Here is a 25,825-nt window from a genome sequence, read left to right on the forward strand (position 1 = left end):
ACACCGCACTCGGCGGCAAGTCACCAGCCGACCTCGTGCCCAACCTGCGTGGACAGAACATCTAGGCTGGGCCCGCCATCCCCAGTTGGTCTGCCGGCAGGGCCCGCCTGACTTTGAATCAGGACAAGCGACGTAGGTTCGACTCCTACCTGGGGAGCCAGTCCGTCACGGGTGCGTTCGCCCAGAGCCCGACAGTGGCGAGCGCGCCGGCTGGGTCACGGCGTCACGTGGCGAGCAGGTCGCCCGGCCCGAGCCCCAGCGCATGCTCGATGTCGCCGGGCGAGGTCTCCTTGAGGTACTTCTCGACCGTCTGGCTCAGCTCGATCCAGTAGCCCCGCAGCGTCGACTCCGCCAGGAACATGGTCCGGCTCATCTCCGCATAGGTCAGCCCGCGGGCGCGCGCGGCGAGCACCTGGCGCTGGCGCGGGGAGACGAGGGTGAGGCTGCCGCGGCGGACCAGGACCTCGAGCAGGCCCGCCACCGCAGGCGGTACGACGAGCTCGCCGGCCGCGACCGCGCGGAAGGCTGCTTCGGTGGCGGCGAGCGAGTCGGTCTTGGAGACCACGCCGGTGGCGCCGGCGGCGAGGCAGGCGGCGAGGACGAAGCGGCGCTGCTCCTGGGTGTAGACGCAGACGCGGTAGCCGGCGTCGACGAGCAGCCGGATCGCGGTCGGGCCCTGGGTGGCCTCGGGCTGGCCGGCGGTGGCGAGGTGCAGGTCGAGGATGACGACGTCGGCGTCCGGGCGGTGGGCGAGCAGGTCCTCGACGCTCGGGTGGGCGGAGACGAAGTCGAGGTCGGGCAGCAGCAGGCCCAGCGATGCGCGCAGCGCGGTGGTGTCGTCGACGTGCGCGAAGCGCGGCGTGGGCACTCGGCTCTCCTGGTCAGGTCGTGGCGGTCGGGAGGTCTGCGGTGGTGAGGGTGAGGGTGACCGTGGTGCCGAGGCCGGGGACGCTGTCGATGTCGGTCCGGACGCCGGAGCGGGCGAGCTGCCCGACGACGACGTCCCTGATCCCGACGCCGTACGACGCCTCGTCGGTCGCGAAGCCGACCCCGTTGTCGTGGACGCTGATCTCCCAGCCGTCACGGTCGTCGCGCTCCTCGGCATGGAGCACCACCTGGTCGGCGCGGGCGTGGAGTCGCACGTTGAGCAGCAGGCTGCGCAGCGCCGCGGCCAGGTCGTCGGCGAGGGCCCGGTCGAGCTCCACGCCGGTGGCGAGGTCGGTCACGAGCGTCACCGGCAGGTCGTCGAACTCGGCCCGGGCCGCGGTGACCACCGCCGCCAGCGACGTGCTGCCGCCGGTCGCCGGGAGCGGGTCGCCGGTCAGGTAGGCGCGCATCCGGTTGAGCTCGATCTCGGCCTGCTGTCGCAGTCCCGGCGCCTGCGCGCCGTCGGCCGACTCCATGAGCAGCCGCATCACGGCGGTGCCGTTGTGGATCGCGGTCCGCGCCCGCCGCTCCTCCTCGGCCGTGGCCAGGTCGGCGGCGAGCTGGTGCGCCTCGTCGGCATCGGCGCCGATCCGGATCAGCATCTGCGTGCAGACCCAGGCCAGCGGCCCGATGACGAGGACGGTCAGGATGTTGCTCACCAGCTGCAGCAGGTCGGCCCACCGGTCGACGGTCGGCGCCAGGTAGACCGCCTCCGCCGTCGCCAGCACCGCCACCAGCGCGAACGCCCGGGCCCGCGAGCGCACGCCCACCAGCGAGCACGCCACGCACAGCGCGTACGCCGCCTGGAAGCCCACCCACGACCCCAGTCGCTCCGGCACCGGCACCGACCACATGCCGGCGACGAGCAGGGCGACGGCGATGCTCACGTCCGCGACGGCGTACGACGTCCCGGTCGGCCGGCGTCGCGCCAGCACGATCGCCGCCAGCCCCACCAGCGACGTCACCGCCAGCACCCAGGTCGCGGCGGTCAGCGCCGGACGGTCCGCGTCGGTCAGCGCGGGCACCAGCGACGGCGCCATCTGGGCGAGCGTGGCCAGCCGCATCCCCGCGACGAAGAACGCGACCAGCCGCAGCGCCGCTGCGCGCGTCGAGGACCGGGCGACCGTCCTGCTCACCCTCTCGTGGGCCGGGAGATCGCAGGGGACCTCGAAGACTGGAACCGTTCAAGGCTAACAGTCGGGGCGGTCCGGGCGGGAGTTCGGCACCTGCGCCACGATGTCCGCCCGGAGGCGGCCTGTGACCCGTCGAATCCGCGGAAGGTCAGCGGCGGCGCAGGCCGGACGCCCGCCGCGGCCGCGGCTCCACGGTCTCCTCGGCCGCGGCCAGCCGGGCCCGCAGCCGCGCCTCGCGCGCGCGGTGGCGGTCGACCTTGGCCTTGAGCCGCTCGACCCGCTCGCGCAGCCGGCCGACCTGCTCGTCCAGCTCGGTCCGCGCCTGCCGGGAGGCCGCGAGCTCGCCCTCGAGGCGGGCGATCGTCGTCCGTGCCTCGGCCAGCTCGGCGAGCGGCGCCCGGATCGCGGTGCGGTAGGCGCTCACCCGGATCTTGGTGTTGCGGCCGATCAGGCTCTCGTCGACCCAGTGGTGCCAGGGGGAGTCGAGGTTGTCGATCGCGAAGGTCGTCAGGCGGTCGAAGTCGGCGAGGACGTAGCGCGACGACAGCTGGTCGCGGCGGGAGTAGCGCAGGATGTGGTCGATCCAGCTCCGCATCGCGCGGTGAACGTCGGGCGTCCAGCGGCGGGCGATGATCGCGCCCCAGAGGGGCACCTCGTCGAGCGTCTCCGGCCGGGTCTCGGCGTAGTGCATCAGCTGCTCGTAGATCCGGCCCGGCTCGTCGAGGCCGGATCGCGCGCAGACGTCGAACTCGGTCAGCACCGAGTCGCGGAAGCTGTGCAGCAGGAAGCCGAGGTCGCCCTCGGCCAGCATGGCGTCCAGGATCTCGTGCGGGTCGGCCTGCAGCACGATCCGGGAGTCGACCCACAGCGTCTCGTCGTAGTCGTCGAGGCCGCCGCCGAGCACCTTGAGCACCCGCGACGAGCGCACCGAGTCCATCGCGAACGCGGGCTCGACGAGCCGGACCTCCCACGTCTCGCTGGTCAGCGCGGGGTCGTCGGTGAGGCAGATGAACGGGACGTCCGAGGTGCGGGCGACGGGCTGCTCCTGGAGCAGCTCGTAGGAGCCGATCAGCGCCGTGTAGACGGCGCGGGTCGGGCGTGGGGGCATCGTCACTCCTCGGGGGTCGGGACAGAATCCCACGTCCGTTCGCGCCGAGGAGGTCGTTCTCCCTAATCTTTGCCGGACCATGAGCAACGAGCTGACCGCATTGGTGACCGGCGTCGCAGGATTCGTCGGAAGCGCCGTCGCGCGCAGCTTCCTCGACGCGGGGCACACCGTGATCGGGGTCGACGCGCTCCGCCCCGTGTACGACCTCGCGGCCAAGCGTGACAACCTGCTGACGCTGTTCGACCGGCCCGGTTTCACCTTCCTCGAGCGCGACCTTGCGCACGACCCGCTCGACGAGGTGGTCGGCGGCGTCGACGTGATCTCCCACCAGGCCGGCCGTGCGGGCCTGCGGGACTCGTGGGACGGCGACTTCGGCGACTACCTGCGCGACAACGTCGGCGCGACCCAGCGGCTGCTCGACGCCGTCCTGGAGGCCCCGCGGATCCGGCGGGTGGTGCTCGCCTCCTCCTCGTCCGTCTACGGCGACGCGGCCGCCTTCCCGACCCGCGAGGACGCCCTGCCCGCGCCCCTCAGCCCGTACGGCGTCTCCAAGCTCGCCGCCGAGCACCTCGGCACGGCGTACGCGAAGGCGCGCGGGCTGCCGGTCGTGTCGCTGCGCTACTTCACCGTCTTCGGCCCCGGCCAGCGCCCCGACATGGCGTTCAGCAAGATGGTCGCGGCCGTGACCGGAGGGCCGGCGTTCCCGCTGCTGGGCGACGGCGGGCAGGTCCGCGACTTCACCTATGTCGGCGACATCGCCGACGCCAACCTGGCCTGCCTCGACGCCGACCTCCCGCCAGGGACCGTCCTCAACATCGCCGGCGGCACGCAGGTCCGGCTCTCCGACGCGCTCGACGTGCTCGGCGAGATCGCCGGCAGAGCGGTGCCGCTCGAGCGGCACGCGGCGGGCCGCGGCGAGGCCCGTCGTACGTCGGGCGACGTGACGGCCGCGCGCGAGCTGCTCGGCTGGGCGCCGACGGTCGGACTGCGTGAGGGCCTCCAGGCCCAGTACGACGCCGCGCTCGCCCGCGGCGTCGGCTGACCGGGCGCCGGGGTAGGGAAAACCCCACCCCGAAGCGGCGGATCAGGCCCATCGAGCCCACGCCGGATCGTTCCTAGCGTCGGTGGTGACCGATTCCCGCCGCTCAGGAGCAGCCATGTCACCCATCGCCCTCGAGGTCCAGGACCTCACCCGCACCTACGGCGCCGGCGCCGCCGAGGTCACCGCCCTCGCCGGCGTCGACCTCGCCTTCCGGCGCGGCACCTTCACCGCCGTCATGGGGCCGTCGGGCTCCGGCAAGTCCACCTTCCTGTCCTGCGCCGCCGGCCTCGAGCGCCCCACCGGCGGCCGGGTGCTCATCGGCGGCGAGGACGTCACCGACTGGGACGAGGAGCGTCGTACCCGGCTGCGCCGCGAGCGGATCGGCTTCGTCTTCCAGGGCTTCCACCTGCTGCCCTATCTCTCCGCCGCGCAGAACGTCGGGCTCCCGTCCCGCCTCGCCGGCAGGCGTCCCGACCGGGCGCGGGTCCGCGCGCTGCTCGACCGGGTCGGCCTCGCCGCGCGCGCGCACCACCTGCCCGGCAGCCTGTCCGGGGGCCAGCAGCAGCGCGTCGCGATCGCGCGGGCGCTGGTGACCGACCCGGAGGTGGTGCTCGCCGACGAGCCGACCGGCGCGCTCGACTCCGCGACCGCCCGGCAGGTCCTCGGCCTGCTCCGCGGCAGCGTCACCGACCTCGGCCAGACCGTGGTGATGGTGACCCACGACCCCGTCGCCGCGTCGTACGCCGACGAGGTGGTCTTCCTCGTCGACGGCCGGGTCGCCGGCCGGATGGCCCAGCCCACCGCGGACGCGGTCGCCGGTCAGCTGGCGCACCTCGACCAGCTGGTGGTGGCCCGATGAGCCACCCCACTCGATTCTTCGCCTCTCCCGCTTCGCTCCTCCGGCGAACAATCGACCGGGGACCCCGGGCTGTGGTCGGGGTCGCCGGTTGGCTTTCGGTGCGCAGCCTGCGCCACCGGCCGCTCGCCGCGACGGCGACCTTCCTCGCCGTCCTGCTCGGCACCGTGCTCATCGGCTCGTTCGCGGCGCTCGCCGAGTCGTCCTTCTCGGCGAGCGGCCCGGACGCCGACACGCTCCTCATCATGGGCGCCGTCGTCGGCGGCTGGGGCGCGGTCATCGTGCTCTTCTCGGTCGCCTCGACGGTCGGCATCACCACCACCCAGCGGGCCACCGAGATCGGCCTGCTCCGCACCGTCGGCGCCACGCCGCTCCAGGCCCGCCGGCTCATCGCCCGCGAGACCGCGGCAGTGGCGCTGCTCGCGGCGGCGGTCGGCGCCGCGATCGCCTCGGTGACGGGGCGCCTGCTGTTCGAGATGATCCGCTCCGGCGGCCTCGTCACCGATGCCACCCCGTACGACGGCGGCCCGCTCTCCGCCCTCGCGGGCGCCGCCCTCGTCCTGCTCGTCGCGGGCATCGCCGCCGCGGTGGCCGCCCGGCGCGCGACCCGCGGACCGGCGGGCGTCCTGGTGCGCGACAGCGCCGCGGAGCAGGGCCGGATGCGCTGGTGGCGGGTCGCGATCGCGGTGCTCCTCATCGGCTACGGACTGGCGATGGCGGTCATCACCATCACCGTCACCGCGCACGACGCGGACCCCTACGCGGCGATGTCGACGAGCGGCTCCAGCTCGATCCTGGTCGGCGTCGGGCTGGCCGTGCTCGCGCCGGTCCTGCTGCGCTGGTGCGCCGCGCCGATCCGGCTGGTCGCGGGCGCGTCGTCGAGCGCGAGCGCCCACCTGGCGTCGTACAACACGGCGCGGCGGGCGCACCTGCTGTCCGGGGTCCTGGCGCCGGTGATCGTGCTGACGTCGGCCGCGACGGGCACCCTGCTGCTCGTCGACATCGACGGTCGCACCGTTCCTGCCGGCAACGCCGACGGCGACACGATCAACCTGCTCAACAACGTGGTCGTCGCGATGCTGTCGCTGTTCGCGGTGATCATGGTCGTCAACGCCTTCGTCGCGACGGTCGCCCATCGCCGTACCGAGCTCGACCGGCTGCGGCTGCTCGGCGCGACGCCCGCCCAGGTCCGCGGATCCGTGGTGGCGGAGGCCGCCGTGGTCGCGGTGATCGGCGTGCTGCTCGGCGTCCTGGCGGCGCTGACGACCGTCGTCCCGTTCGCGGTGGCGCGGCACGAGGGCGTCGTCCCGGACGGCGGGCTGTGGCTGGTTCCGGCGATCGTCGGCGCGGTGGCGGCGGTGACCCTGGGGTCGGCGCGGGGCGCGGTGCGGAGCGTGGCGCGATGACAGACTGGGCGGCGATGGACGCCACGGTCACTGTCGACGGACTGCGGGAGCGGGCGCGACTGACCCTGCTCTCGGCCGGCTACGCCGTCTCGTTCGTGCCGTCGCTCGCGCTGGCGATCCTCACCCTGCTCTGCATCCCGCTCGGCCTGGTCGGCGTCGGCTTCGTGCTGGCGCTGGCCGTCGTGCCGGCCACCGCGGCGCTGACCTCGGCCCACCGCCAGGCCAGCGGCCGGGTGCTGGGGGAGACGATCCCGGCCCGCTACGCCCCGGCCCACGGCCTCGCGCTGATCCGGCCGGCGTCCTGGCTGCGCGACCAGGCCCGGTGGCGCGACTTCGCCTTCCTCTGCTTCTCCGCGACCGGCGGCTTCGTGATGTCGCTGGTGCCGGTGGCGCTGGTGACCGCCCCGGCGACCTGGCTGATCCTCGCGCTCACCGCGGGGGAGTGGGTGTGGCTCCTGCTGCTCCTGCTCAGCGGCCCGATGCTGCTGGCCTGGTGGTTCGTCACCGTACCGCTCGTCACCGCCCGCGCCCGCGCCGAGCGCGCCATCCTCGGCCACGACCGGGTGGCCGAGCTCGAGGAGCGGGTCGGCCGGGTCGAGGAGTCCCGCGCCGAGACGCTCGACCACAACGCCGCCGAGGTACGCCGGATCGAGCGCGACCTGCACGACGGCGCCCAGGCCCGGATCGCCTCGGTCGGCATGAGCGTCGGCCTCGCCGAGAAGCTGCTGCAGACCGACCCCGACGCCGCCGCCGCACTGCTGCGCGAGGCCCGGGAGACCACCCTCGACGCGCTCGACGACCTGCGCTCCGTGGTCCGCGGGATCCACCCGCCGGTGCTCGCCGACCGCGGCCTCGCCGGTGCGATCGAGGCGCTCGCCCTGGCCCTGCCGATGCCGGTCGCGGTGGCGGTCGACGCGCCGCGGCTGCCGGCGCCGGTCGAGTCCGCCGCCTACTTCGCGGTCGCCGAGTGCCTCGCCAACACCGCCAAGCACGCGGCAGCCGCGCGCGCCTGGGTGACCGGGACCTACGGCGACGGACGGCTCGTCCTCGTCGTCGGCGACGACGGCCGCGGTGGCGCCGACGCGACCGGGTCCGGCCTCGCCGGGGTGGCGCGCCGGCTCGACGCCTTCGACGGGTCGCTCGTCGTGGACAGCCCCGCGGGAGGACCGACGACGGTCCGGATGGAGGTGCCGTGCCGGCCGGAGTGACCGACAGCGCGACCGGTCGAGGCGCCCTGCGAGCGGTGCTCGCCGAGGACCAGGCCCTCCTCCGGGTGGGCCTGACCCGCATCCTCGAGGCGGGTGGGATCGAGGTCGTCGAGGCCGTCGACAACGCGCCCTCCCTGACCCGGGCACTCGCCCGCCCCGACATCGACATCGCGGTGCTCGACGTACGGCTGCCGCCGACGAACACCACCGAGGGCCTGGTGGCGGCGGCGGAGCTGCGGTCGGCGCGACCGGCGTTCCCGGTCCTGGTGCTGAGCCAGTGGGTGGAGCCGCTCTACGCGCGGGACCTGCTGGCCGGCGGCGAGGGCGCGGTCGGCTACCTGCTCAAGGACCGGGTCGCCGACGTCGACGCCTTCCTCGCCGCGGTCCACCAGGTCGCCGGCGGCGGGACCGTCCTCGACCCCGAGGTCGTCGCGGCCCTCGTCTCCGCGCGCTCGCGGCCGCTCGACCGGCTCACCGACCGCGAGCGCGAGGTGCTCACGCTGATGGCGGAGGGCCGGTCCAATGCGGCGATCGCGGCCCGCCTCGTCGTCACCGAGAAGGCTGTCGGCAAGCACATCGCCAACATCTTCACCAAGCTCGACCTGCCCCAGGCCGGCGACGACAACCGGCGGGTGCTGGCCGTGCTCGCCTGGCTCGACGGGCGTTGATCCCACCCCATTAGGGTGGCCGGGTGACCGACCAGCTGACCGTCATCGTCCTCGCCGCCGGCGGGGGCACCCGCATGAAGTCGAAGACCCCGAAGGTGCTGCACCGCATCGGCGGGCGCAGCATGATCGGCCACGTCCTCAAGGCCGTCGCGGTGCTCGAGCCGACCCGGATCGTGACCGTCGTGGGTCACCAGCGCGAGCTGGTCGCGCCCCACATCAGCGAGGAGCGGCCCGACGCGGTGCTCGCCGTCCAGGACGAGCAGCTCGGCACCGGGCACGCCGTACGGATCGCGCTGGAGGCGCTGCCCGACGCGCCCCGCTCCGGCACCGTCCTCGTCGCCTACGGCGACACGCCCCTCCTCGAGGGCGCCACCCTGCAGGCCTTCACCGCCTCGCACCGCTCGGCCGGCGCCGCCGTCAGCATCCTCAGCGGCATCGTGGCCGACCCCTTCGGCTACGGCCGGATCGTGCGTGACCCCGCGGGCGTCGTCCAGGCGATCGTCGAGGAGAAGGACGCCACCGACGAGCAGCGCGCGATCACCGAGATCAACTCCGGGATCCTCGCCTTCGACGCGGCCTTCCTGCTCGACACGATCGGGCGGATCGGCAACGACAACGCGAAGGGGGAGTACTACCTCACCGACGCGATCGGCCTCGCCCGCGACGCCGGGCTCACCGTCGCCGCGCACGCCGTCGAGGACGCGCTGCAGACCGAGGGCGCCAACGACCGGGCCCAGCTCGCCGAGCTCGGCCGCGAGCTCAACCGCCGGATCGTCACCCGCTGGATGCGCGACGGCGTCACCGTCATGGACCCGGCCACGACGTGGATCGACGCCGACGTCGTCCTCGCGCCCGACGTGACGCTCCTGCCCGGCACCCAGCTGCTCGGCGCGACGGTCGTCGCCGAGGACGCCGTCGTCGGCCCCGACACCACGCTCGAGGACTGCGAGATCGGCGCCGGCGCGCGCGTCGTACGGGCGCACGGTCAGCTGGCCGTCATCGGCGCCGGCGCGAGCGTCGGACCGTTCGCCTACCTGCGCCCCGGCACCCTGCTCGGCGCCGACGGCAAGATCGGCACCTTCGTCGAGACCAAGAACGCCACGATCGCCGACGGCGCCAAGGTTCCGCACCTGTCCTACGTCGGCGACGCCGAGATCGGCGCCGGCACCAATATCGGCGCCGGCACGATCTTCGCCAACTACGACGGCGTCAACAAGCACCGCACGGTCATCGGCAAGCAGGCCAAGACGGGCTCCAACAACACGTTCGTCGCGCCCATCGTGATCGGCGACGGCGCGTCGACCGGCGGCGGCACCGTCGTACGTCGGGACGTGCCGCCGGGCGCGCTCGCGGTCAGCACCTCGCCCCAGCGCAACCTCGAGGGCTGGGTCGTGAAGCGGCGGGTCGGCACCGCCCAGGCCGCGGCCGCCGAGGCCGCGCTTGCTGAGGCTGCCGGGGCGGGTGTGGCGGACGCCACCGGTGAACAGTCCGAAAACGGACCCGGACTTGGGGGCGACGGCGCCGAGCGGGCAGAATCGTAGGCACCAGCGGCGGCGACCCAGGGGGAGTCACAGAAGTGAGCGGACTCAAGCGGACGACCGAGAAGAACCTGATGGTCTTCTCGGGCCGAGCACACCCCGAGCTGGCCGACGAGGTCGCTCAGATCCTCGACCAGCAGCTCGTCCCGACCGAGGCGCGGGAGTTCGCCAACGGCGAGATCTACATCCGCTACGAGGAGTCCGTCCGCGGCTGCGACGCGTTCGTGATCCAGAGCCACACCACTCCGATCAACGAGTGGATCATGGAGCACCTGATCATGGTCGACGCGCTCAAGCGCGCCTCCGCCAAGCGGATCACCGTGGTCATGCCGTTCTGGGGCTACAGCCGCCAGGACAAGAAGCACCGCGGCCGCGAGCCGATCTCGGCCCGCCTCATGGCCGACCTGTTCAAGACGGCCGGCGCCGACCGGATCATCACCGTCGACCTGCACGCCGACCAGCTCCAGGGCTTCTTCAACGGCCCCGTCGACCACCTGATGGCGCTGCCGATCCTCACCGACTACATCAAGGGCAAGTACGGCGACCAGGAGCTCGCCGTCGTCTCGCCCGACGCCGGCCGGATCAAGGTCGCCGAGCGCTGGGCCGCCCGCCTCGGCGGTGTCCCGCTCGCGTTCATCCACAAGACCCGCCGCACCGACGTGGCCAACGAGGTCGTCGCCAACCGTGTCGTCGGCGACGTCCGCGGCCGGATGTGCGTGCTGACCGACGACATGATCGACACCGGCGGCACCATCGTGAAGGCCGCCGAGGCCCTGATGGCCGAGGGCGCGGCCGGCGTCATCATCGCCGCCACCCACGCGATCCTCTCCGACCCCGCCGTCGACCGGCTCAAGAACTGCAGCGCCACCGAGGTGGTCATCACCAACACCCTGCCGGTCCCGCCGGAGAAGCAGTTCGACAAGCTCACCACGCTGTCGATCGCCCCGCTCGTCGCGCGGGCCATCCGCGAGGTCTTCGAGGACGGCTCCGTCACCTCGATGTTCGACGGCCACGCCTGACCCCGCCGAGGTTGCAGGGTTCCGGGGTCGAGGTCGCAGGGTTCCGGGGTCGAGGTTGCAGGGTTACCGCATCCAGGTACGCCGGTACGCCGACCGGTCGGCGCCGCGCGCATAGCGACGCTTGACCGGAGCCTCGGTCCGCCGGGTCTGGATCTCCCGCGCGAGCCGGCGCAGCCACGCCGACCGGGCGTTGGCGGCCAGGTTTTCCTTCCGGACCACGATGACCGTCCATCCGATGGCGGCCAGCGCCTCGCGGCGGAGCCGGTCGTGCTCGCGGTCGGTCGCGGCGGTGTGGAACTGGGCGCCGTCGTACTCGACGGCGATGCGGAGGTGTTCGTACGCGTTCTCCATGCGCACCCAGCCCCACTCGTCCACCAGTACGGCGACCTGCGCCGCCGGCATCGGCAGGCCTTCGTCGTGGATCAGCAGCCGGATCCACGACTCCGGCTGGGAGTCGACCAGGTCGGTCGAGAGCGGAACCAGCTCCCGCAGCTGTACGACGCCGCGCTGGCGCGCAAACCGCGGCAGCATCGCGACCAGGTCGGCCTCGGTGATGCCGAATCGACCTCGGAAGGCATCCAGCGCCGCGATCGCGCGCAGCCGCCCGTGCAGACGCGCGATGTCGCACGCGGTCCGGATCGGTGTGGTGACGCGCACGCCTTCGAGGTACGTGACCTCGTCGGGCAGGACGGAGCGCTTGCCGCCGAAGATCCCCTTGCGGCGCGAGCCTGCGTGGTCGTCGATCGACACCGAGTCGAGGTCGGGGACGGCGTCGTGGTCGGCGAGGTCGAGCAGGTCGATCCCGTGCAGCCAGGCCGCGGACAGATCGCAGACCACGGCGTGCTCCGGCAGGACCAGCGAGGCAGCCCGGGCGCGGAGTCCGATGCTGTCGGGGGTCGCCGTGGCGACGTACACGCCGTAGAGGAGCTGTTCGACCTGCCCGGTCGCACTAAGTCGGTCGAGCTGGTGTCGGCTGATGCCGGCGGCGCGTGCCATCGCCGCCGTGAACGGGCTGCGGGCGGGGAGCAGAAGGTCCATGTGAGGAGCGTCGGCGCTCGGGTGCCGCGGCGCAGCGCCTGATCTCGCACCTGTGGACGCAGGCCGTCCTACACAGGTGATCGGACGGATACCGGTCGGTCGTGGGACGCAAGTGACAGGTGAAGCTCTCGCCAGCCGAACCTTGCAACCTCGGCGCTGGAACCCTGCAACCTCGGCGCCGGAGCCCTGCAGCCTCGGCGCCGGGAGGGTGCTACTTGGGGAGGGCGTCGATGAGTGCGGGCAGGGAGCCCGTGATCACCTGGAGCAGGTCCTCGCGGGTCAGCCCCGCCGGCGTCTCGCACCAGGTGAGGACGAGGTCCTCGACCATCGCCTGCCACGCGTGCAGCACCAGTCGTACGGCGGGCGTGTCGGGGATGACCAGCCCGCCGGGGTCGGCGGTGAAGAAGCGGTCGGCGAGCGCCGCGAAGGTCGTCTCGTAGATCGCGCGCAGCGCGTCGTTGCTGCCCGAGGCGGCCTTGACCAGCGAGCGGTAGCCGGTGTCGTTGGCGATGACGTAGTCGACGTAGCCGGCGAGTGACGCGAGCAGTCGGTCGAGCGGCTCGCCCTCGCTCGGCGGCGCCGTCCGGGCGTAGAGGTCGTCGGCGGCGTGCTGGACGACGGCCTCGTAGAAGCCCTGCTTGCCGCCGAAGTAGTGGTAGAGCAGGCCGCGCGAGATGCCGGCCTCCTCGGCGAGCAGGTCGATCGAGAGCTCGTCGAGCGAGCGGGTGGCGAGCAGGCGGACGCCCAGGTCGAGCAGCTGGGTACGGCGCTGCTCCGGCGAGAGCCGGGTGCGCGGGCTGGAGGAGGGGGTGGTCGCCGTCACGCCGAGCAGTCTATTGACAGATGTTCAATAGCGCCAATAGCGTCCCTCCCATGAGCGCTACTCCCGGTCGTACGTACGTCGACCACCTCATCGTCGGAGCCGGATTCGCCGGGCTCGCCGCCGCCATCAAGCTCGACGAGGCCGCCGAGCGCGACTTCGTCGTGATCGAGAAGGACAGCGACGTCGGCGGCACGTGGCACATCAACACCTACCCGGGTGCCGAGTGCGACGTCCCGAGCCAGCTCTACTCCTACTCCTTCGCGCTCAACCCGAACTGGTCGAAGGTCTACTCGCCGCAGCAGGAGATCTGGGACTACACCCGCAAGGTCGCCGAGGAGTCCGGCACGCTCGACCGCTTCGTGTTCGACACCGCCGTCGTCGACGCGACCTGGGACGACGCCGACCAGCGCTGGACGGTCCGCGTCGAGGGCCCCGAGGGCGAGCGCGTCTACGCCGCCCGCACCCTCATCGCCGGCGCCGGCGGGCTCTCCGAGCCGCGGCTGCCCGAGATCGAGGGCATCGACGACTTCCAGGGCGAGATCTTCCACTCCGCCCGCTGGAACCACGACGTCGACCTCACCGGCAAGCGGGTCGCCGTCATCGGCACCGGCGCCTCCGCCATCCAGCTCGTCCCCGAGCTGCAGAAGGTCGTCGGCCACATGGACGTCTACCAGCGCACGCCCAACTGGGTGATCCCGCGCAACGAGCGCGCATTCAGCGACTTCGAGAAGACCGTCTTCGCCAAGGTCCCCGGCGCGCAGCGCGCGCTGCGCTCATTCGTCTACGCCACGCTCGAGGCCCGGGTCCCGGCGTTCGCGCGCTTCCCCCAGCTGATGAAGGCCGTCGAGGCGCAGGGCCGGAAGAACATCGCCAAGGGCATCCGCGACCCCGAGCTGCGCCGCCAGGTCACCCCGGCCTACCGCGCCGGCTGCAAGCGGATCCTCATCTCCAACAAGTGGTATCCCGCGCTCGACGCCGACAACGTCGACCTGGTGACCGACCCGATCACGAAGATCACCGGCGACGCCGTCGTCACCGCCGACGGCGTGGAGCGGCCGATCGACGTCCTCGTCGTGGCCACGGGCTTCTACGTCACCGAGCCGCCGATCGCGCAGCACGTCACCGGCCGCGACGGCCGTACCCTCGCCGACGTCTGGGACGGCGCCGGCATGGCGGCCTACAAGGGGACGACCTTCCACGGCTTCCCCAACCTGTTCCAGATCGTCGGCCCCAACACGGCGCTGGGCCACTCGTCGATGATCTTCATCATCGAGTCGCAGGTCCGCTATGTCGTCGAGGCCGCCAAGGCGATGCGCCGCGAGCGCCTCGCCGCGGTCGAGCCGACCCGCGCCGCGCAGGACGCATGGACCGCCGAGATCCGTCGCCGGATGAAGCCCACCGTGTGGCAGACCGGTGGCTGCGCGAGCTGGTACCTCGACAAGTTCGGCAACAACACCACCCTGTGGCCGGGCCAGACGTTCACCTTCCGTCAGCACCTGAGCAAGTTCGACCTCGACAAGTACGACGTCGTGGCCGATGACCGCAGCACCCACCGAGAGGCAGTCAACGCGTGAAGAACCTGAGCAACAAGGTCGTCGTCATCACCGGCGCGGGATCCGGCATCGGCCGCGCCCTGGCGCTGAACCTCGCCGCCAAGGGCTCGCGCCTCGCGCTGTCCGACGTCAACGCCGCCGGGCTCGCCGAGACCGCCCAGCTGGCGACCAAGGCCGGCTCGCCCGACGTCCGGACCGCGACCCTCGACGTCGCCGACCGCGAGGCGTTCGCGTCGTACGCCGCCGGCGTGGCCGAGCACTTCGGTCAGGTCAATGTCGTCATCAACAACGCCGGCGTCGCGCTGGCCGGCGACGTGGTCGACCTCGACTACAAGGACATGGACTGGATCGTCGGCATCAACTTCTGGGGCGTCGTCCACGGCACCAAGGAGTTCCTGCCCCACCTGATCGCCTCCGGCGACGGCCACGTGGTCAACCTGTCCTCGCTCTTCGGCCTGCTCGCGATGCCCGGTCAGAGCGCCTACAACGCCACGAAGTTCGCGGTCCGCGGCTTCACCGAGGCGCTGCGCGAGGAGATGCTCATCGCCGGTCACCGGGTCGGCGTCACGTCGGTCCACCCTGGCGGCATCAAGACCGCGATCGCCCGCAATGCCCGCGTCTCCGACAAGGAGGACAAGGCGGCGACGGCCAAGCTGTTCGACGAGAAGCTCGCCAAGATGACCCCCGAGCGGGCCGCCGAGATCATCGTCAAGGGCATCCAGAAGAACCAGGCGCGGGTCCTCGTGGGCCTCGACGCCCACGCGCTGCACCAGTTCCAGAAGTTCACCGGCTCGCGCTACGAGGACGTCATCGCCCTGGTCTCCAAGCGGGTCCTCCCGGCCAAGGCGGTCTGACCCAGCGCCTTCGGCGGAGTCGTGTGCCTGAGAACCCGGATATCCGGGTTCTCAGGCACACGACCCTGCAGCCGCGGCGCATCCCGCCATGGGACGATGCGCGGGTGGAGGCGTCTTTCGACGGGGTACTCGACCGGATGTGGACCCGCTCCGCCACCTCCTTGCAGGGGCGGATCGACCGGTGGCGGGACAAGCTGTGGGTGGTCGCACAGTGCTCGATCGCGGCCGGGCTGGCGTGGTTCATCGCCTCCGACGTGCTCGGTCACCGGCTGCCGTTCTTCGCGCCGATCGCCGCGGTGCTGTGCCTCGGTACGTCGTACGGGCAGCGGTTGCGGCGGGTCGTCGAGGTCACCCTCGGCGTCGCCATCGGCGTCTTCATGGCCGACGTCGTGGTGGCCGGGATCGGCTCCGGGGCCTGGCAGCTGACGCTCATCGTCTTCTTGTCGATGTCGATCGCGCTGCTGCTCGACGCCGGCATCATGTTCGTCTCGCAGGCCGCGGTGCAGTCGATCGTCGTGACCGTGCTGCTACCCGGCGCGGAGGGCGCCTTCGTGCGCTGGACCGACGCCGTCATCGGCGGATCGGTCGCCCTCGTGGCCGCGATGGTCGTCCCCGCAGCCCCGCTGCGCCGGCCACGCGAGCAGGCGGCGGCCGTCGCCCGCAAGATCGCCCAGCTGCTGCGGGCCGCCTCCGACGTGATGGTCGACGGCGAGGTCACGCCCGCCCTCGAGCTCCTCGCCGACGCCCGGACGACGGACCGCCTGATCCGCGAGCTCCAGGCCGCCGCCGAGGAGGGCATGTCGGTGGTCTCGTCCTCGCCGTTCCGGATCCGCCACCGCGAGCCCCTGCGCCGGATGATCGAGCTCGTCGACCCCCTCGACCGCGCGCTGCGCAGCACCCGCGTCCTGGTCCGGCAGACCACGATCATCGCCTACCGGCGCCTGCCCGTGCCGCCGTCGTACGTCGGGCTGGCGGCCGACCTCGCCGAGGCTGCCGACGCCATCGCCCGCGAGCTGCACGCCGACCGGATCGCCATCGCCGCCCGCGATCAGGTGCTCGCCGTGGGTGCGGCGACCGGGCAGGTCGAGCGCAGCGACGTCCTGACCGCCGAGGCGATCCTGGCACAGCTGCGGGCGATCGTCGCGGACCTGCTGATGGTCACCGGGATGGGGCAGCTGGAGGCGACCGACGCGCTGCCGCCGCCGCGCTGACCTCCGTGGTCCGGGCGCGCGTGCCACACTTCCGCCCGTGAGCAACGTGGTGGAGCAGAGCGTCGAGATCGCGGCACCGGTGCGCCGGGTGTTCGAGTACGTCGACGACTTCAGCACGACCCGGGACTGGATGTACGGCCTCGCGAAGATCGAGCCGGTCACCGAGCAGCGGCGCGGTGTCGGCGCCGCGTACGACGGCGTGATGAAGGTCGGCGTACCCCTCAAGGCCCGCATCGTCTGCACCGCCTGGGAGCAGGACCGGCTGCTCGAGCTCACGTCGGTCAAGGGGATCGAGACCACGCAGCGCTGGACGTTCACCGACCTCGGCGGCAACCGGACGCGCGTGGAGGCGTGGATCTCCTTCACGCTCCCGGGCGGCCCCGCGGGCAAGGCGATCGCGAGCGCGGTGAAGCCGGTGGTCGGGATCGCGGTGAAGCACTCCAGCGAGGCGCTGGTGCGCAACGTCGAGGCTCTCTAGCGGCTCACCCGAACTCCACGCCCTGTGCGAGCGGCAGCTCGGTGGAGTAGTTGATGGTGTTGGTCGCGCGGCGCATGTAGGCCTTCCACGCGTCCGACCCGGACTCGCGGCCGCCGCCGGTCTCCTTCTCGCCGCCGAAGGCGCCGCCGATCTCGGCGCCGGACGTGCCGATGTTGACGTTCGCGATGCCGCAGTCGGAGCCGATCGCCGACGTGAACGTCTCGGCCTCGCGCACGTCGAGCGTGAAGATCGCCGACGACAGTCCCTGCGCGACCTCGTTGTGCAGCCGGATCGCCTCGTCGAGATCGCGATAGGTCAGCACATAGAGCAGTGGCGCGAAGGTCTCCTGCTTCACGATGTCGGTCTGGGCGGGCATGTCGACGATCGCCGGTACGACGTACTGGCCGCCGCTCGCGCCGGCGTCCTCGGCGCGGTGGCCGCCCGTGACCAGGTGGCCGCCGTCGGCCTGGGCCTGGTCGACGGCGGCGAGGAAGGCGTCGGCCGCGGTGGCGTCGACGAGCGGGCCGACGAGCGTCGTGCTGTCGAGCGGCGAGCCGATGGAGAGCGTGCTGTAGGCCTTCGCGAGGCGCGCGACGAGGTCGTCGTGGATGTCCTCGTGGACGATGACGCGGCGCAGAGAGGTGCACCGCTGGCCGGCCGTGCCGACCGCCGCGAACACGATGCCCCGCACGGCCAGGTCGAGGTCGGCCGAGGGTGCGACGACGGCGGCGTTGTTGCCGCCGAGCTCGAGCAGGCAGCGGCCGAGGCGAGCGGCCACGCGCGGCGCGACCAGCCGGCCCATCCGGGTCGATCCGGTGGCCGAGACCAGCGGGACGCGCGGGTCCTCGACGAGCGCCTCGCCGACCGTCGCGTCACCGATCACGACCTGCGCGATGTCGGCGGGCGCCCCGACCCGGCGGGCGGCCTCGGCGACGAGGGCCTGGCAGGCGAGGGCGGTCAGGAGCGTCTTCTCCGACGGCTTCCAGACGACGGCGTCACCCGCGACCAGCGCGAGCGCGGCGTTCCACGACCAGACCGCGACCGGGAAGTTGAAGGCGCTGATCACGCCGACCACGCCGAGCGGGTGCCACTGCTCCATCATCCGGTGGCCGGGCCGCTCGGAGGCGATGGTCAGGCCGTGCAGCTGGCGGGAGAGGCCGACCGCGAACTCGCAGATGTCGATCATCTCCTGGACCTCGCCGAGGCCCTCCGAGCGGATCTTGCCCGCCTCGATCGAGACCAGCTCGCCGAGCAGGTCCTTGTGGTCGCGCAGCAGCTCGCCGAGCTCGCGGACCAGCCGGCCCCGCACCGGCGCCGGTACGACGCGCCACTGCTCGAACGCCGCCTGCGCGCGGGTCACCGCGGCCGCCACGTCGTCGGGGGTCAGGGCCGCGAGCCGGCCGAGCTCGGAGCCGTCGATGGGGGAGCGGGCGGCGAGCGTGCCGGGGGTGTCACCCGCGGCGGCGTCCCCGGCGAACGGGTCGCCGGCGCCGAGGTCGGCGAGGATCTGTCGGACCCTTGTGTTCAGGTCGAGTGTGGTCACTCGGAGATCCTCCCTCAGCCTCGCGGCGCGCGGTCCACCCGCGCCGCCGTCCCTGCCTTCCCGCCGCCTCCGACCGGCCTGCGCCGACGAGTCGTCCGCGACCCGTCGCCCGCGCGCAGCCGGCCGCGCGGTCTAGCGAAGGCAGGCCTCGAGCTGGTCGAGTCCCCAGCCCAGGTCGTCGTCCGACACGACGAGCGGCGGGGCGAGCCGGATCGTCGAGCCGTGGGTGTCCTTGGCGAGCACGCCGCGCGCCATCAGCCGTTCGCACAGGTCGCGACCGGTGCCGAGCGCGGGGTCGATGTCGACTCCGGCCCACAGTCCGCGCGAGCGGAAGCCGACGACGCCGTGGCCGACCATGGCCCCGAGCCGGTCGGCGAGCACGACGCCGAGCTCGCGCGCCCGGGCCTGGTGCTCGCCGCCGGTGAGCATGGCGACGACCTCGGTCCCGACCGCGCACGCGAGCGGGTTGCCGCCGAAGGTCGAGCCGTGCTGCCCCGGCTGCAGGACGCCGAGCACGGCTCGGTCGCCCACCACGGCCGAGACCGGCACGATGCCGCCGCCGAGGGCCTTGCCGAGCACGTAGAGGTCCGGGACGACGTCCTCGTGGTCGCAGGCGAAGGTCCGGCCGGTGCGGCCGAGCCCGGACTGGATCTCGTCGGCGACCATCAGCACGTTCGCCCGGGTGCACAGTTCGCGCACGGCCCGCAGGTAGCCGGCCGGCGGGATGATCACGCCGCCCTCGCCCTGGATCGGCTCGAGCAGCACCGCGACCGTCGTCGGCGTGACGGCGGCCTCGAGCGCGGCCAGGTCGCCGTACGGGACCATGGTGAAGCCCGGCGTGAACGGCCCGAAGCCGCCCCGGGCGTCAGGGTCGTCGGAGAACCCGACGATGGTGGTCGTCCGGCCGTGGAAGTTGCCGGCCATCACCACGATCCGGGCCTCGTCGGCGGGCACGCCCTTGACGTCGTACCCCCATCGGCGAGCGACCTTGATCGCGGTCTCGACGGCCTCGGCGCCGGTGTTCATCGGCAGCACCAGGTCCTTGCCGCACAGGTCGGCGAGGCCGGCGCAGAAGTCGGCGAACCGGTCGTGCACGAACGCCCGGCTGGTCAGTGTCAGCCGGTCCAGCTGCGCGTGCGCCGCCGCGACCAGCCGCGGGTGGCTGTGCCCGAAGTTGAGGGCCGAGTAGCCGGCCAGCATGTCGAGGTAGCGGCGACCCTCGACGTCGGTCAGCCAGGCGCCCTCGCCGCGGTCGAGGACGACGGGCAGCGGATGGTAGTTGTGCGCCGTGCGCGCTTCCGCCCGCTCGACCTCCGCGGCCGTCAGCGCGCCGGTCGCGCCGGCGTCGGTGCCGTCGGTGCCGTCGGTGCCGTCGGGGGTGAACGTGCGATCTGCCATGTCCGTCATCGGCCCTGCCCTCCGGATTGTCTGACAATCTGCGGTCCACGGTAACCCAGGTCGGTCGCGGATTCTCGCGCGGCGAGCCAACCGATCGCCGCCGACCCCGGTCAGGCAGGGTGAGAGATGCGGAGGTGGGCGTGACCGGAGAGCCGAAGGCGGGACGCGACGCGGAGTTCACGGAGTTCGTGGCCGCGCGCCGAGTCCAGCTGTACCGGGCGGCGTACCTGCTGTGCGGCGAGCCGCACCGCGCGGAGGACATCGTGCAGCAGGCGCTGGCCAAGCTCTACACGTCGTGGCGTCGGGTGCGACGCGCCGACTCGGTGGAGGCCTACGCGCGGCGCAGCGTGCTCAACGCCTTCCTCGACGACGGCGCCCGCGGCTGGCGGCGGCGCGAGGTCGTCACCGCGCACGACCACGACGGCGCAGCCGCCGCCGGGCTGAGCGTCGAGGACGCCGACGCGCTGTGGTCCGCGCTACGGGAGCTCGCGCCGGGGCAGCGACGGGTCGTGGTCCTGAGGCACTACTGGGGGCTGTCCGTCGAGGAGACCGCCGCCGACCTCGGGATCAGCCCGGGCACGGTCAAGAGCCAGACCGCCGCCGCTCTCGCCCGACTGCGCGGGGTCCTCGTCCCCGCCGAGACCGGAGGAGAACGGACATGACCGATGACCTGCTGACCGCGCGGATCCACGAGCTGGCCGCGGGGATCGACGTCCCCACCACGACTCCGTACGACGACGTGCGGCGCGGGCGCCGCCGCGAGCGCCGGCGCCGGGCGGGTCTCACCGCCGGTGCCGTCGCGACGGTGGCGGCTGCGGGAGTCGGGTGGACAGCGGTCGCGGGCGGGCCGGAGACGGCCCGGCCCGCGAGCGAGCGCGAGCCCGCGGCGGCGTCGTCCGGCCTCACACCGGTGACGCCGGCGCGGCTCGGTCCCGGCGACCTGCGTGACCTGCTGCACGTGCTCGAGGACAGGGCGCCGAAGCCGATCCGGCTCCGGGCCATCGGCCGAGCCGCGACGTGGGAGGCGACCGGCGCCGACGGTTGTCGCGCGGGCTGGACCTGCGAGGACGTCCAGGTCGCCGGGGGCGCCCGTGCGCGCTTCGCGACCGACGGCGTCGTGTCGGAGCTCGTCGGCGAGCTTCCGCGCGAGGGCGTGGTGGTGCTGGTCGCGAGCACGGCGACGACGGCTCCGGAGGAGCTCGCATTCGACGTCCGCTGAGCACCGCGGCCGGCGAGGAGGCGCGCGACGGGGAAAGCGGGAGGCGAGCCCTCCACCCCGGATGAAACAATGGTCCCGCTGTGGACATCACCTACCCGCCCGACCTGCCGGTCAGCGCCCGACGCGACGACATCGCCGAGGCGATCCGCGACCACCAGGTCGTCATCGTCGCCGGCGAGACCGGCTCCGGAAAGACCACCCAGCTGCCGAAGATCTGTCTCGAGCTGGGCCGTGGCGGACCCGGCGAGGACGGGCGGCCGCGGATGATCGGCCACACCCAGCCGCGGCGGATCGCGGCGCGGTCGGTGGCGGAGCGGATCGCGGAGGAGCTCGGAACCGAGCTCGGCGACCTGGTGGGCTACCAGGTCCGGTTCACCGACCGGACGTCGAAGCAGAGCCGGATCAAGCTGATGACCGACGGCATCCTGCTCGCCGAGCTGCAGCGCGACCGGATGCTCCGGCGCTACGACACGATCATCATCGACGAGGCCCACGAGCGCAGCCTCAACATCGACTTCCTGCTCGGCTACCTGCGCCAGCTGCTGCCCAAGCGTCCCGACCTCAAGCTGGTCATCACCTCGGCGACGATCGACCCGGAGCGGTTCGCGGAGCACTTCGCTCTGGATCAGACCGGCCACGCGGTCTTTTCGGGGGGTCCACGGGGGGCGGGGCCCCCCGTGCGTGCGGAGCCCCCCGTGCGTGCGCCGATCGTCGAGGTGTCCGGCCGCACCTACCCGGTCGAGATCCGTTACCGGCCGCTGATGGACCTCCCCGAGGACGACGACGAGGGCGAGCCCATCGTCCGCGACCAGACCGAGGCGATCGTCGACGCCGTCAAGGAGCTCTCGGCGGAGGGGCCGGGCGACATCCTGGTGTTCCTGCCCGGCGAGCGCGAGATCCGCGACACTGCCGAGGCGCTGGCCCCGCTGGGCGAGGGGATCCGGGGCGTCGACGTCCTGCCCCTCTACAGCCGACTGTCCGCCGCCGAGCAGCATCGCGTCTTCGCGCCGGCGAAGGGCTCGCGGCGCCGCGTCGTCCTGGCCACCAATGTCGCGGAGACGTCGCTGACGGTGCCCGGCATCCGCTACGTGATCGACACCGGCGTCGCGCGCATCTCGCGCTACTCCGCGCGCACCAAGGTCCAGCGCCTCCCGATCGAGCCGATCAGCCAGGCGTCGGCCAACCAGCGGTCCGGTCGCTGCGGCCGCGTGGCGGCCGGCATCGCGATCCGCCTGTACGGCGAGGAGGACTTCGAGGCGCGCCCCGAGTTCACCGACCCCGAGATCCTGCGCACCAACCTGGCATCCGTCATCCTCCAGATGACCTCGCTCGGGCTCGGCGACATCGAGCGGTTCCCGTTCGTCGAGCCGCCCGACCGCCGCAACGTCCAGGCGGGCACCCAGCTCCTCGAGGAGCTCGGCGCCGTCGCCACGAGTGGCCGCCAGGGCGAGCTGACCAAGGTCGGACGCCGCCTCGCCCGGCTCCCGATCGACCCGCGGCTGGGCCGGATGCTGCTCGAGGCGGAGCGGCTGGGCTGCGTCCGCGACGTCCTCGTCATCGTCGCCGCGCTCTCGCTGCAGGACCCGCGCGAGCGCCCCGGCGCCGACCGCCCGACCGAGCAGGCGCAGGCCGACCAGTTCCACGCCCGCTTCAAGGCCGAGGGCTCCGACTTCCTGACCTGGCTCAACCTGTGGCGGCACCTGCGCCAGCAGCAGCGCGAGCTGTCCGGCAGCGCGTTCCGGCGGATGTGCAAGCGCGAGTACCTCAACTACCTGCGCGTGCGGGAGTGGCAGGAGTTCGTCGCCCAGCTGCGCCAGGTCACCAAGGAGATGGGCGTCCGGCTCGAGGCCCAGAGCGACATCCCCGACGCCGACGGCATCCACCAGGCGCTGCTGTCCGGCCTGCTCTCGCACGTCGGCGTCCTCGAGGAGCGCGAGAAGCCGAAGCCGGGCACCCGGCAGGCCGGCCGCCGTCCCGGGCCGCGCGAGTATCTCGGCGCCCGCGGCACGAAGTTCGCGATCTTCCCCGGCTCCGGCCTGGCGCGGAAGAACCCCGCCTTCGTGATGGCCGGCGAGCTGGTCGAGACCGGCCGGCTGTGGGCCCGCCAGAACGCCGAGATCGACCCGCGCTGGGCCGAGCGACTCGGCGCCCACCTGGTCAAGCGGACCTACTCCGAGCCGCACTGGTCGCGCAAGCGCCAGGCGGTGATGGCCCGCGAGCGCGTCACCCTGTACGGCGTACCGCTGGCCGCCGACCGCGCGGTGAGCTACGGCAAGGTCGACCCCGAGCTGTCACGCGAGATCTTCATCCGGCACGCGCTCGTCTACGGCGAGTGGGACACGCGCCACCACTTCCTGCGCGACAACAAGCGGCTGCTCGAGCAGGCCGAGGAGCTCGAGCACCGGGCCCGCCGCCGCGACCTCGTCGTCGACGAGCACACGCTCTTCGACTTCTACGACGCCCGCGTCCCCGCCGGCATCGTCAGTGGCGCCCATTTCGACCGCTGGTGGCGCGACACCCGCCGGGAGCAGCCGACGCTCCTCGACTTCGACCCGGCGATGCTCACCAACGACACGGCTGACGAGGTCCGCGAGGCCGACTACCCGGAGGAGTGGTCGGTCGCGGGCGGGTTGACCTTCCCGATCAGCTATCACTTCGAGCCAGGCGCGCGCGACGACGGCCTGACCATCGACATCCCCGTCGCGACGCTCAACCGGGTCGACGACGACGACTTCTCCTGGATCGTCCCCGGTCTGCGCGAGGAGCTGGTCACCGAGCTGATCCGCAGCCTGCCCAAGGCGCTGCGCGTCAGCTTCGTGCCGGCTCCGAACACGGCGCGCGAGTTCCTGGCCGCCGTACCCGCGGGGGAGGAGGCGCTGCTGCCCGCGCTGGAGCGCCACCTCCGCTCCACGACCGGCGTCCACGTCCCGCGCGACGCGTGGGATCTCACCGCGCTGCCCGAGCACCTCAAGCCGACCTATCGCGTGATCGACGAGCGCGGCTCGGTCCAGGGCCGCGGCAAGTCGCTGACCGAGCTGAAGGCGCCGCTGGCCGGTGAGTTCGACAAGGCGATGGCGTCGGTCGCGTCCGACTCGGGCGTCGCCCGCACCGGCGAGACCACGTGGGTCTTCGACGAGATCCCCGACACCGCCACCTGGACCCGTGCCGGCCACGAGGTCGAGGCGTTCCCCGGGCTCGTCGACGAGGGCGCGACCGTAGGCCTGCAGGTCTACGGCTCGGCCGACGAGCGCGACGCGCGGCACCGGCTCGGCGTCGTCCGGCTGGCGCTGCTGGCGCTGGGCTCGAAGCCCACGGCGGGCGTCGTCGACGGGCTCAGCAATGCGCAGAAGCTGGGGATCGCGGGGACGCCGTACGCCTCGACGGGCGAGCTCGTCGCCGACTGCCTGCGCGCCGTCGTCGTCGACGCGGTCGACGCGCAGCCGCCGGTCCGCACCCGCGAGCAGTACGACGCCCTGATGGCCGAGCTGCGCGCCTCGGCGCCCGCCGGCGTCCGCGACACGCTCCACGAGCTGCTCCGCGTCCTGGAGACCTGGCGCGAGGTCGACCGCCTGCTCAGCGGCCGCGCCGACCTCCCGCTCCTCCCCGCGCTCACCGACCTCCAGGGGCAGCTCGGCCGCCTGGTCCGCGACGGTTTCGTCGGCGACGTCGGCGCCGCCCGCCTGCGTCGGGTCCGCGTCTGGCTGGCCGCGATGCGCGAGCGCCGCCTCGCGCTCGAGAACGGCGGACCGGCGGCGCTCGCCAAGGACCGCCAGCGCCTCGACGCCGTCCAGGGGCTCCAAGAGGCCTATCTGGCCCGCGTCGCCGCCCTCCCCGAGGGCCGGCCGGCGGGGGCGGGTCTGCGCGCGATCCGGTGGATGCTGGAGGAGTACCGCGTCTCGCTGTGGGCGCAGCACCTCGGCGCCGACGGGCCGATCTCGGACGTCCGGCTGCGCAAGGCCTTCGACGCGCTCTGAGACCGGGTCGGCGTCGTACCGGACGATCTGGTCACGAAAACGCCCGAATCGCGACCGAAACGTCCGGTGCTTCGATATCGAGCACGCCGGACCGGGAGCGCCTCACGGCGCAGGGCCGCTCGTAGCGGCTTGATTTTGGGACCCGGGGCTGCCGCGACCCGGCGTGCTCGACCGGGCAAGTGTACGGGGTCGAACGACCTCCTGCGAAGTCAGCCGAGGCGCTTCGCGAGCTCGAGATGGCCGGCGGCCTCGACCTGTTCGGCGAGGGCGAGCATCCGGCGGACGTCGGCGTCGGGGACCTCGGTGAGGGCGGCGCGGCCGGCGGCGACGACGCGGGCGAAGGCGGCCGCGCGGAAGAGGACGTCGGCGAACTCGCCGTCGGCGATCCCGCGCAGGACCTCGTCGATCATCCGCCGCAGCTCGTCGGGTCCGGGCGGGTCGGCGACGCCTGCGACGACGCGGGCGAACTCGGCGTGGCGACGGCCGGCCTCGAACTGGCGGGCGACGCCGGTCGGGTCGGCGTAGACCCAGGAGCGCAGCAGGTAGAGGCGCCACAGGCAGCCGGCGAGCGACTCGGCGGGGGCGTGCGACCAGAGCTCGGCGATCGCCTCGATGCCCTCGGTGTCGGCGAGGTGGACCAGGCGCTCGGCCACGCCGCTGTCGTCGGTGGAGCGCGCGCCCCGGACCAGCAGGACGGCGGCCCGCTCGGCCGCCTCGGTCAGCAGGGCGGGGTCGGTGCCGTCGGCGTACTCCTCGAAGAACGCCGTCTCCCGCGGCGCGGGACGGTGATGACGACGTGGCTCGGACATCCGTCCAGCCTACGGCGTGG

General features: G+C 73.0%; 22 protein-coding genes and 1 tRNA gene. 15 read left to right on the forward strand and 8 right to left on the reverse strand.

Annotated features, from left to right (window positions below; genetic code table 11):
• Positions 1-78 precede the first annotated feature (78 nt).
• A tRNA-Gln gene (locus tag AB4880_RS25690) sits at positions 79-160 on the forward strand.
• Between the two features lie 63 nt (positions 161-223).
• Here AB4880_RS25690 and AB4880_RS25695 read toward each other — a convergent pair.
• The 3 genes from AB4880_RS25695 to AB4880_RS25705 all read right to left on the reverse strand — a co-directional run bounded on the left by AB4880_RS25695 (position 224) and on the right by AB4880_RS25705 (position 3,168).
• The gene (locus tag AB4880_RS25695; protein ID WP_367922081.1) at positions 224-868 is read right to left on the reverse strand and encodes a response regulator transcription factor; all 645 of its coding nucleotides are present in this window, start codon (positions 866-868) and stop codon (positions 224-226) included.
• Between the two features lie 13 nt (positions 869-881).
• Positions 882-2,063, reverse strand: a complete 1,182-nt coding sequence (locus AB4880_RS25700) for a hypothetical protein (RefSeq protein ID WP_367922082.1) — start codon at positions 2,061-2,063, stop codon at positions 882-884.
• 145 nt (positions 2,064-2,208) lie between these two features.
• Positions 2,209-3,168, reverse strand: a complete 960-nt coding sequence (locus AB4880_RS25705) for a glycosyltransferase domain-containing protein (RefSeq protein WP_367922083.1) — start codon at positions 3,166-3,168, stop codon at positions 2,209-2,211.
• Positions 3,169-3,247: 79 nt separating this feature from the next.
• Between AB4880_RS25705 and AB4880_RS25710 the strand changes: the two genes are divergently transcribed.
• From AB4880_RS25710 to AB4880_RS25740, 7 genes are all read left to right on the forward strand, one after another.
• Complete coding sequence (locus AB4880_RS25710; RefSeq protein ID WP_367922084.1) at positions 3,248-4,210, forward strand: NAD-dependent epimerase/dehydratase family protein; 963 nt, start codon at positions 3,248-3,250, stop codon at positions 4,208-4,210.
• 115 nt (positions 4,211-4,325) lie between these two features.
• The gene (locus AB4880_RS25715; RefSeq protein ID WP_367922085.1) at positions 4,326-5,069 is read left to right on the forward strand and encodes an ABC transporter ATP-binding protein; all 744 of its coding nucleotides are present in this window, start codon (positions 4,326-4,328) and stop codon (positions 5,067-5,069) included.
• Between the two features lie 98 nt (positions 5,070-5,167).
• The gene (locus AB4880_RS25720; protein ID WP_367922086.1) at positions 5,168-6,472 is read left to right on the forward strand and encodes an FtsX-like permease family protein; all 1,305 of its coding nucleotides are present in this window, start codon (positions 5,168-5,170) and stop codon (positions 6,470-6,472) included.
• The gene (locus AB4880_RS25725) at positions 6,469-7,680 is read left to right on the forward strand and encodes a sensor histidine kinase (protein ID WP_367922087.1); all 1,212 of its coding nucleotides are present in this window, start codon (positions 6,469-6,471) and stop codon (positions 7,678-7,680) included. Before AB4880_RS25720 ends, AB4880_RS25725 begins: the two co-directional genes overlap by 4 nt.
• A gap of 26 nt (positions 7,681-7,706) precedes the next feature.
• Positions 7,707-8,348 carry a LuxR C-terminal-related transcriptional regulator gene (locus AB4880_RS25730; protein WP_367922143.1) on the forward strand — a complete coding sequence of 214 codons (642 nt, stop codon included), beginning with the start codon at positions 7,707-7,709 and terminating at the stop codon, positions 8,346-8,348.
• Positions 8,349-8,371: 23 nt separating this feature from the next.
• Positions 8,372-9,889: a bifunctional UDP-N-acetylglucosamine diphosphorylase/glucosamine-1-phosphate N-acetyltransferase GlmU gene (gene glmU / locus AB4880_RS25735; protein WP_367922088.1), complete on the forward strand. Its 1,518-nt coding sequence runs from the start codon at positions 8,372-8,374 to the stop codon at positions 9,887-9,889.
• A gap of 35 nt (positions 9,890-9,924) precedes the next feature.
• On the forward strand, positions 9,925-10,905 hold the full coding sequence (locus AB4880_RS25740; protein WP_367922089.1) for a ribose-phosphate diphosphokinase: 981 nt from the start codon (positions 9,925-9,927) through the stop codon (positions 10,903-10,905).
• 63 nt (positions 10,906-10,968) lie between these two features.
• Here AB4880_RS25740 and AB4880_RS25745 read toward each other — a convergent pair whose 3' ends face one another.
• Positions 10,969-11,943 carry a type IV toxin-antitoxin system AbiEi family antitoxin gene (locus tag AB4880_RS25745; protein ID WP_367922090.1) on the reverse strand — a complete coding sequence of 325 codons (975 nt, stop codon included), beginning with the start codon at positions 11,941-11,943 and terminating at the stop codon, positions 10,969-10,971.
• A 211-nt stretch (positions 11,944-12,154) separates the two neighbouring features.
• Positions 12,155-12,766 (reverse strand): TetR/AcrR family transcriptional regulator, encoded by a 612-nt coding sequence (locus AB4880_RS25750; RefSeq protein ID WP_367922091.1) that lies wholly within the window; start codon positions 12,764-12,766, stop codon positions 12,155-12,157.
• A gap of 50 nt (positions 12,767-12,816) precedes the next feature.
• Between AB4880_RS25750 and AB4880_RS25755 the strand changes: the two genes are divergently transcribed.
• The 4 genes from AB4880_RS25755 to AB4880_RS25770 all read left to right on the forward strand — a co-directional run bounded on the left by AB4880_RS25755 (position 12,817) and on the right by AB4880_RS25770 (position 16,862).
• Entirely contained in the window at positions 12,817-14,340 is a 1,524-nt protein-coding gene (locus AB4880_RS25755; RefSeq protein ID WP_367922092.1) for a flavin-containing monooxygenase, read from the forward strand.
• A complete protein-coding gene (locus tag AB4880_RS25760; RefSeq protein ID WP_367922093.1) occupies positions 14,337-15,173 on the forward strand; it encodes an SDR family NAD(P)-dependent oxidoreductase in 837 nt (278 codons plus the stop codon). The genes AB4880_RS25755 and AB4880_RS25760 overlap by 4 nt, the downstream gene beginning before the upstream one ends.
• A gap of 104 nt (positions 15,174-15,277) precedes the next feature.
• Positions 15,278-16,384, forward strand: a complete 1,107-nt coding sequence (locus AB4880_RS25765) for an FUSC family protein (RefSeq protein WP_367922094.1) — start codon at positions 15,278-15,280, stop codon at positions 16,382-16,384.
• A 37-nt stretch (positions 16,385-16,421) separates the two neighbouring features.
• Positions 16,422-16,862: an SRPBCC family protein gene (locus tag AB4880_RS25770; protein ID WP_367922095.1), complete on the forward strand. Its 441-nt coding sequence runs from the start codon at positions 16,422-16,424 to the stop codon at positions 16,860-16,862.
• Positions 16,863-16,866: 4 nt separating this feature from the next.
• On the opposite strand, the gene amaB is transcribed toward AB4880_RS25770, so the two are convergent.
• Both amaB and rocD read right to left on the reverse strand, forming a co-directional pair.
• Positions 16,867-18,405 (reverse strand): L-piperidine-6-carboxylate dehydrogenase, encoded by a 1,539-nt coding sequence (gene amaB / locus AB4880_RS25775; RefSeq protein ID WP_367922096.1) that lies wholly within the window; start codon positions 18,403-18,405, stop codon positions 16,867-16,869.
• A gap of 132 nt (positions 18,406-18,537) precedes the next feature.
• Complete coding sequence (gene rocD, locus AB4880_RS25780) at positions 18,538-19,803, reverse strand: ornithine--oxo-acid transaminase (protein ID WP_367922097.1); 1,266 nt, start codon at positions 19,801-19,803, stop codon at positions 18,538-18,540.
• Positions 19,804-19,943: 140 nt separating this feature from the next.
• Between rocD and AB4880_RS25785 the strand changes: the two genes are divergently transcribed.
• From AB4880_RS25785 to hrpA, 3 genes are all read left to right on the forward strand, one after another.
• The gene (locus tag AB4880_RS25785) at positions 19,944-20,465 is read left to right on the forward strand and encodes a SigE family RNA polymerase sigma factor (protein ID WP_367922098.1); all 522 of its coding nucleotides are present in this window, start codon (positions 19,944-19,946) and stop codon (positions 20,463-20,465) included.
• Complete coding sequence (locus tag AB4880_RS25790) at positions 20,462-21,022, forward strand: hypothetical protein (protein ID WP_367922099.1); 561 nt, start codon at positions 20,462-20,464, stop codon at positions 21,020-21,022. The genes AB4880_RS25785 and AB4880_RS25790 overlap by 4 nt, the downstream gene beginning before the upstream one ends.
• A gap of 80 nt (positions 21,023-21,102) precedes the next feature.
• Positions 21,103-24,996 carry an ATP-dependent RNA helicase HrpA gene (hrpA, locus tag AB4880_RS25795; RefSeq protein WP_367922100.1) on the forward strand — a complete coding sequence of 1,298 codons (3,894 nt, stop codon included), beginning with the start codon at positions 21,103-21,105 and terminating at the stop codon, positions 24,994-24,996.
• A gap of 209 nt (positions 24,997-25,205) precedes the next feature.
• Here the strand turns inward: hrpA and AB4880_RS25800 are convergent, their stop codons facing one another.
• Entirely contained in the window at positions 25,206-25,805 is a 600-nt protein-coding gene (locus AB4880_RS25800; protein ID WP_367922101.1) for a hypothetical protein, read from the reverse strand.
• Positions 25,806-25,825: the final 20 nt, after the last annotated feature.

This window comes from Nocardioides ginsengisoli (genome assembly GCF_039537225.1).
GTDB classification, from domain to species: Bacteria; Actinomycetota; Actinomycetes; order Propionibacteriales; family Nocardioidaceae; genus Nocardioides; species Nocardioides ginsengisoli.

Coding starts and splice junctions, on each gene's coding strand:
- AB4880_RS25705 (WP_367922083.1), bottom strand. CDS start 3,168: ATGCCCCCACGCCCGACCCGCGCCGTCTACACGGCGCTGATCGGCTCC.
- AB4880_RS25710 (WP_367922084.1), top strand. CDS start 3,248: ATGAGCAACGAGCTGACCGCATTGGTGACCGGCGTCGCAGGATTCGTC.
- AB4880_RS25715 (WP_367922085.1), top strand. CDS start 4,326: ATGTCACCCATCGCCCTCGAGGTCCAGGACCTCACCCGCACCTACGGC.
- AB4880_RS25725 (WP_367922087.1), top strand. CDS start 6,469: ATGACAGACTGGGCGGCGATGGACGCCACGGTCACTGTCGACGGACTG.
- AB4880_RS25745 (WP_367922090.1), bottom strand. CDS start 11,943: ATGGACCTTCTGCTCCCCGCCCGCAGCCCGTTCACGGCGGCGATGGCA.
- AB4880_RS25755 (WP_367922092.1), top strand. CDS start 12,817: ATGAGCGCTACTCCCGGTCGTACGTACGTCGACCACCTCATCGTCGGA.
- rocD (WP_367922097.1), bottom strand. CDS start 19,803: ATGGCAGATCGCACGTTCACCCCCGACGGCACCGACGGCACCGACGGC.
- AB4880_RS25790 (WP_367922099.1), top strand. CDS start 20,462: ATGACCGATGACCTGCTGACCGCGCGGATCCACGAGCTGGCCGCGGGG.
- AB4880_RS25800 (WP_367922101.1), bottom strand. CDS start 25,805: ATGTCCGAGCCACGTCGTCATCACCGTCCCGCGCCGCGGGAGACGGCG.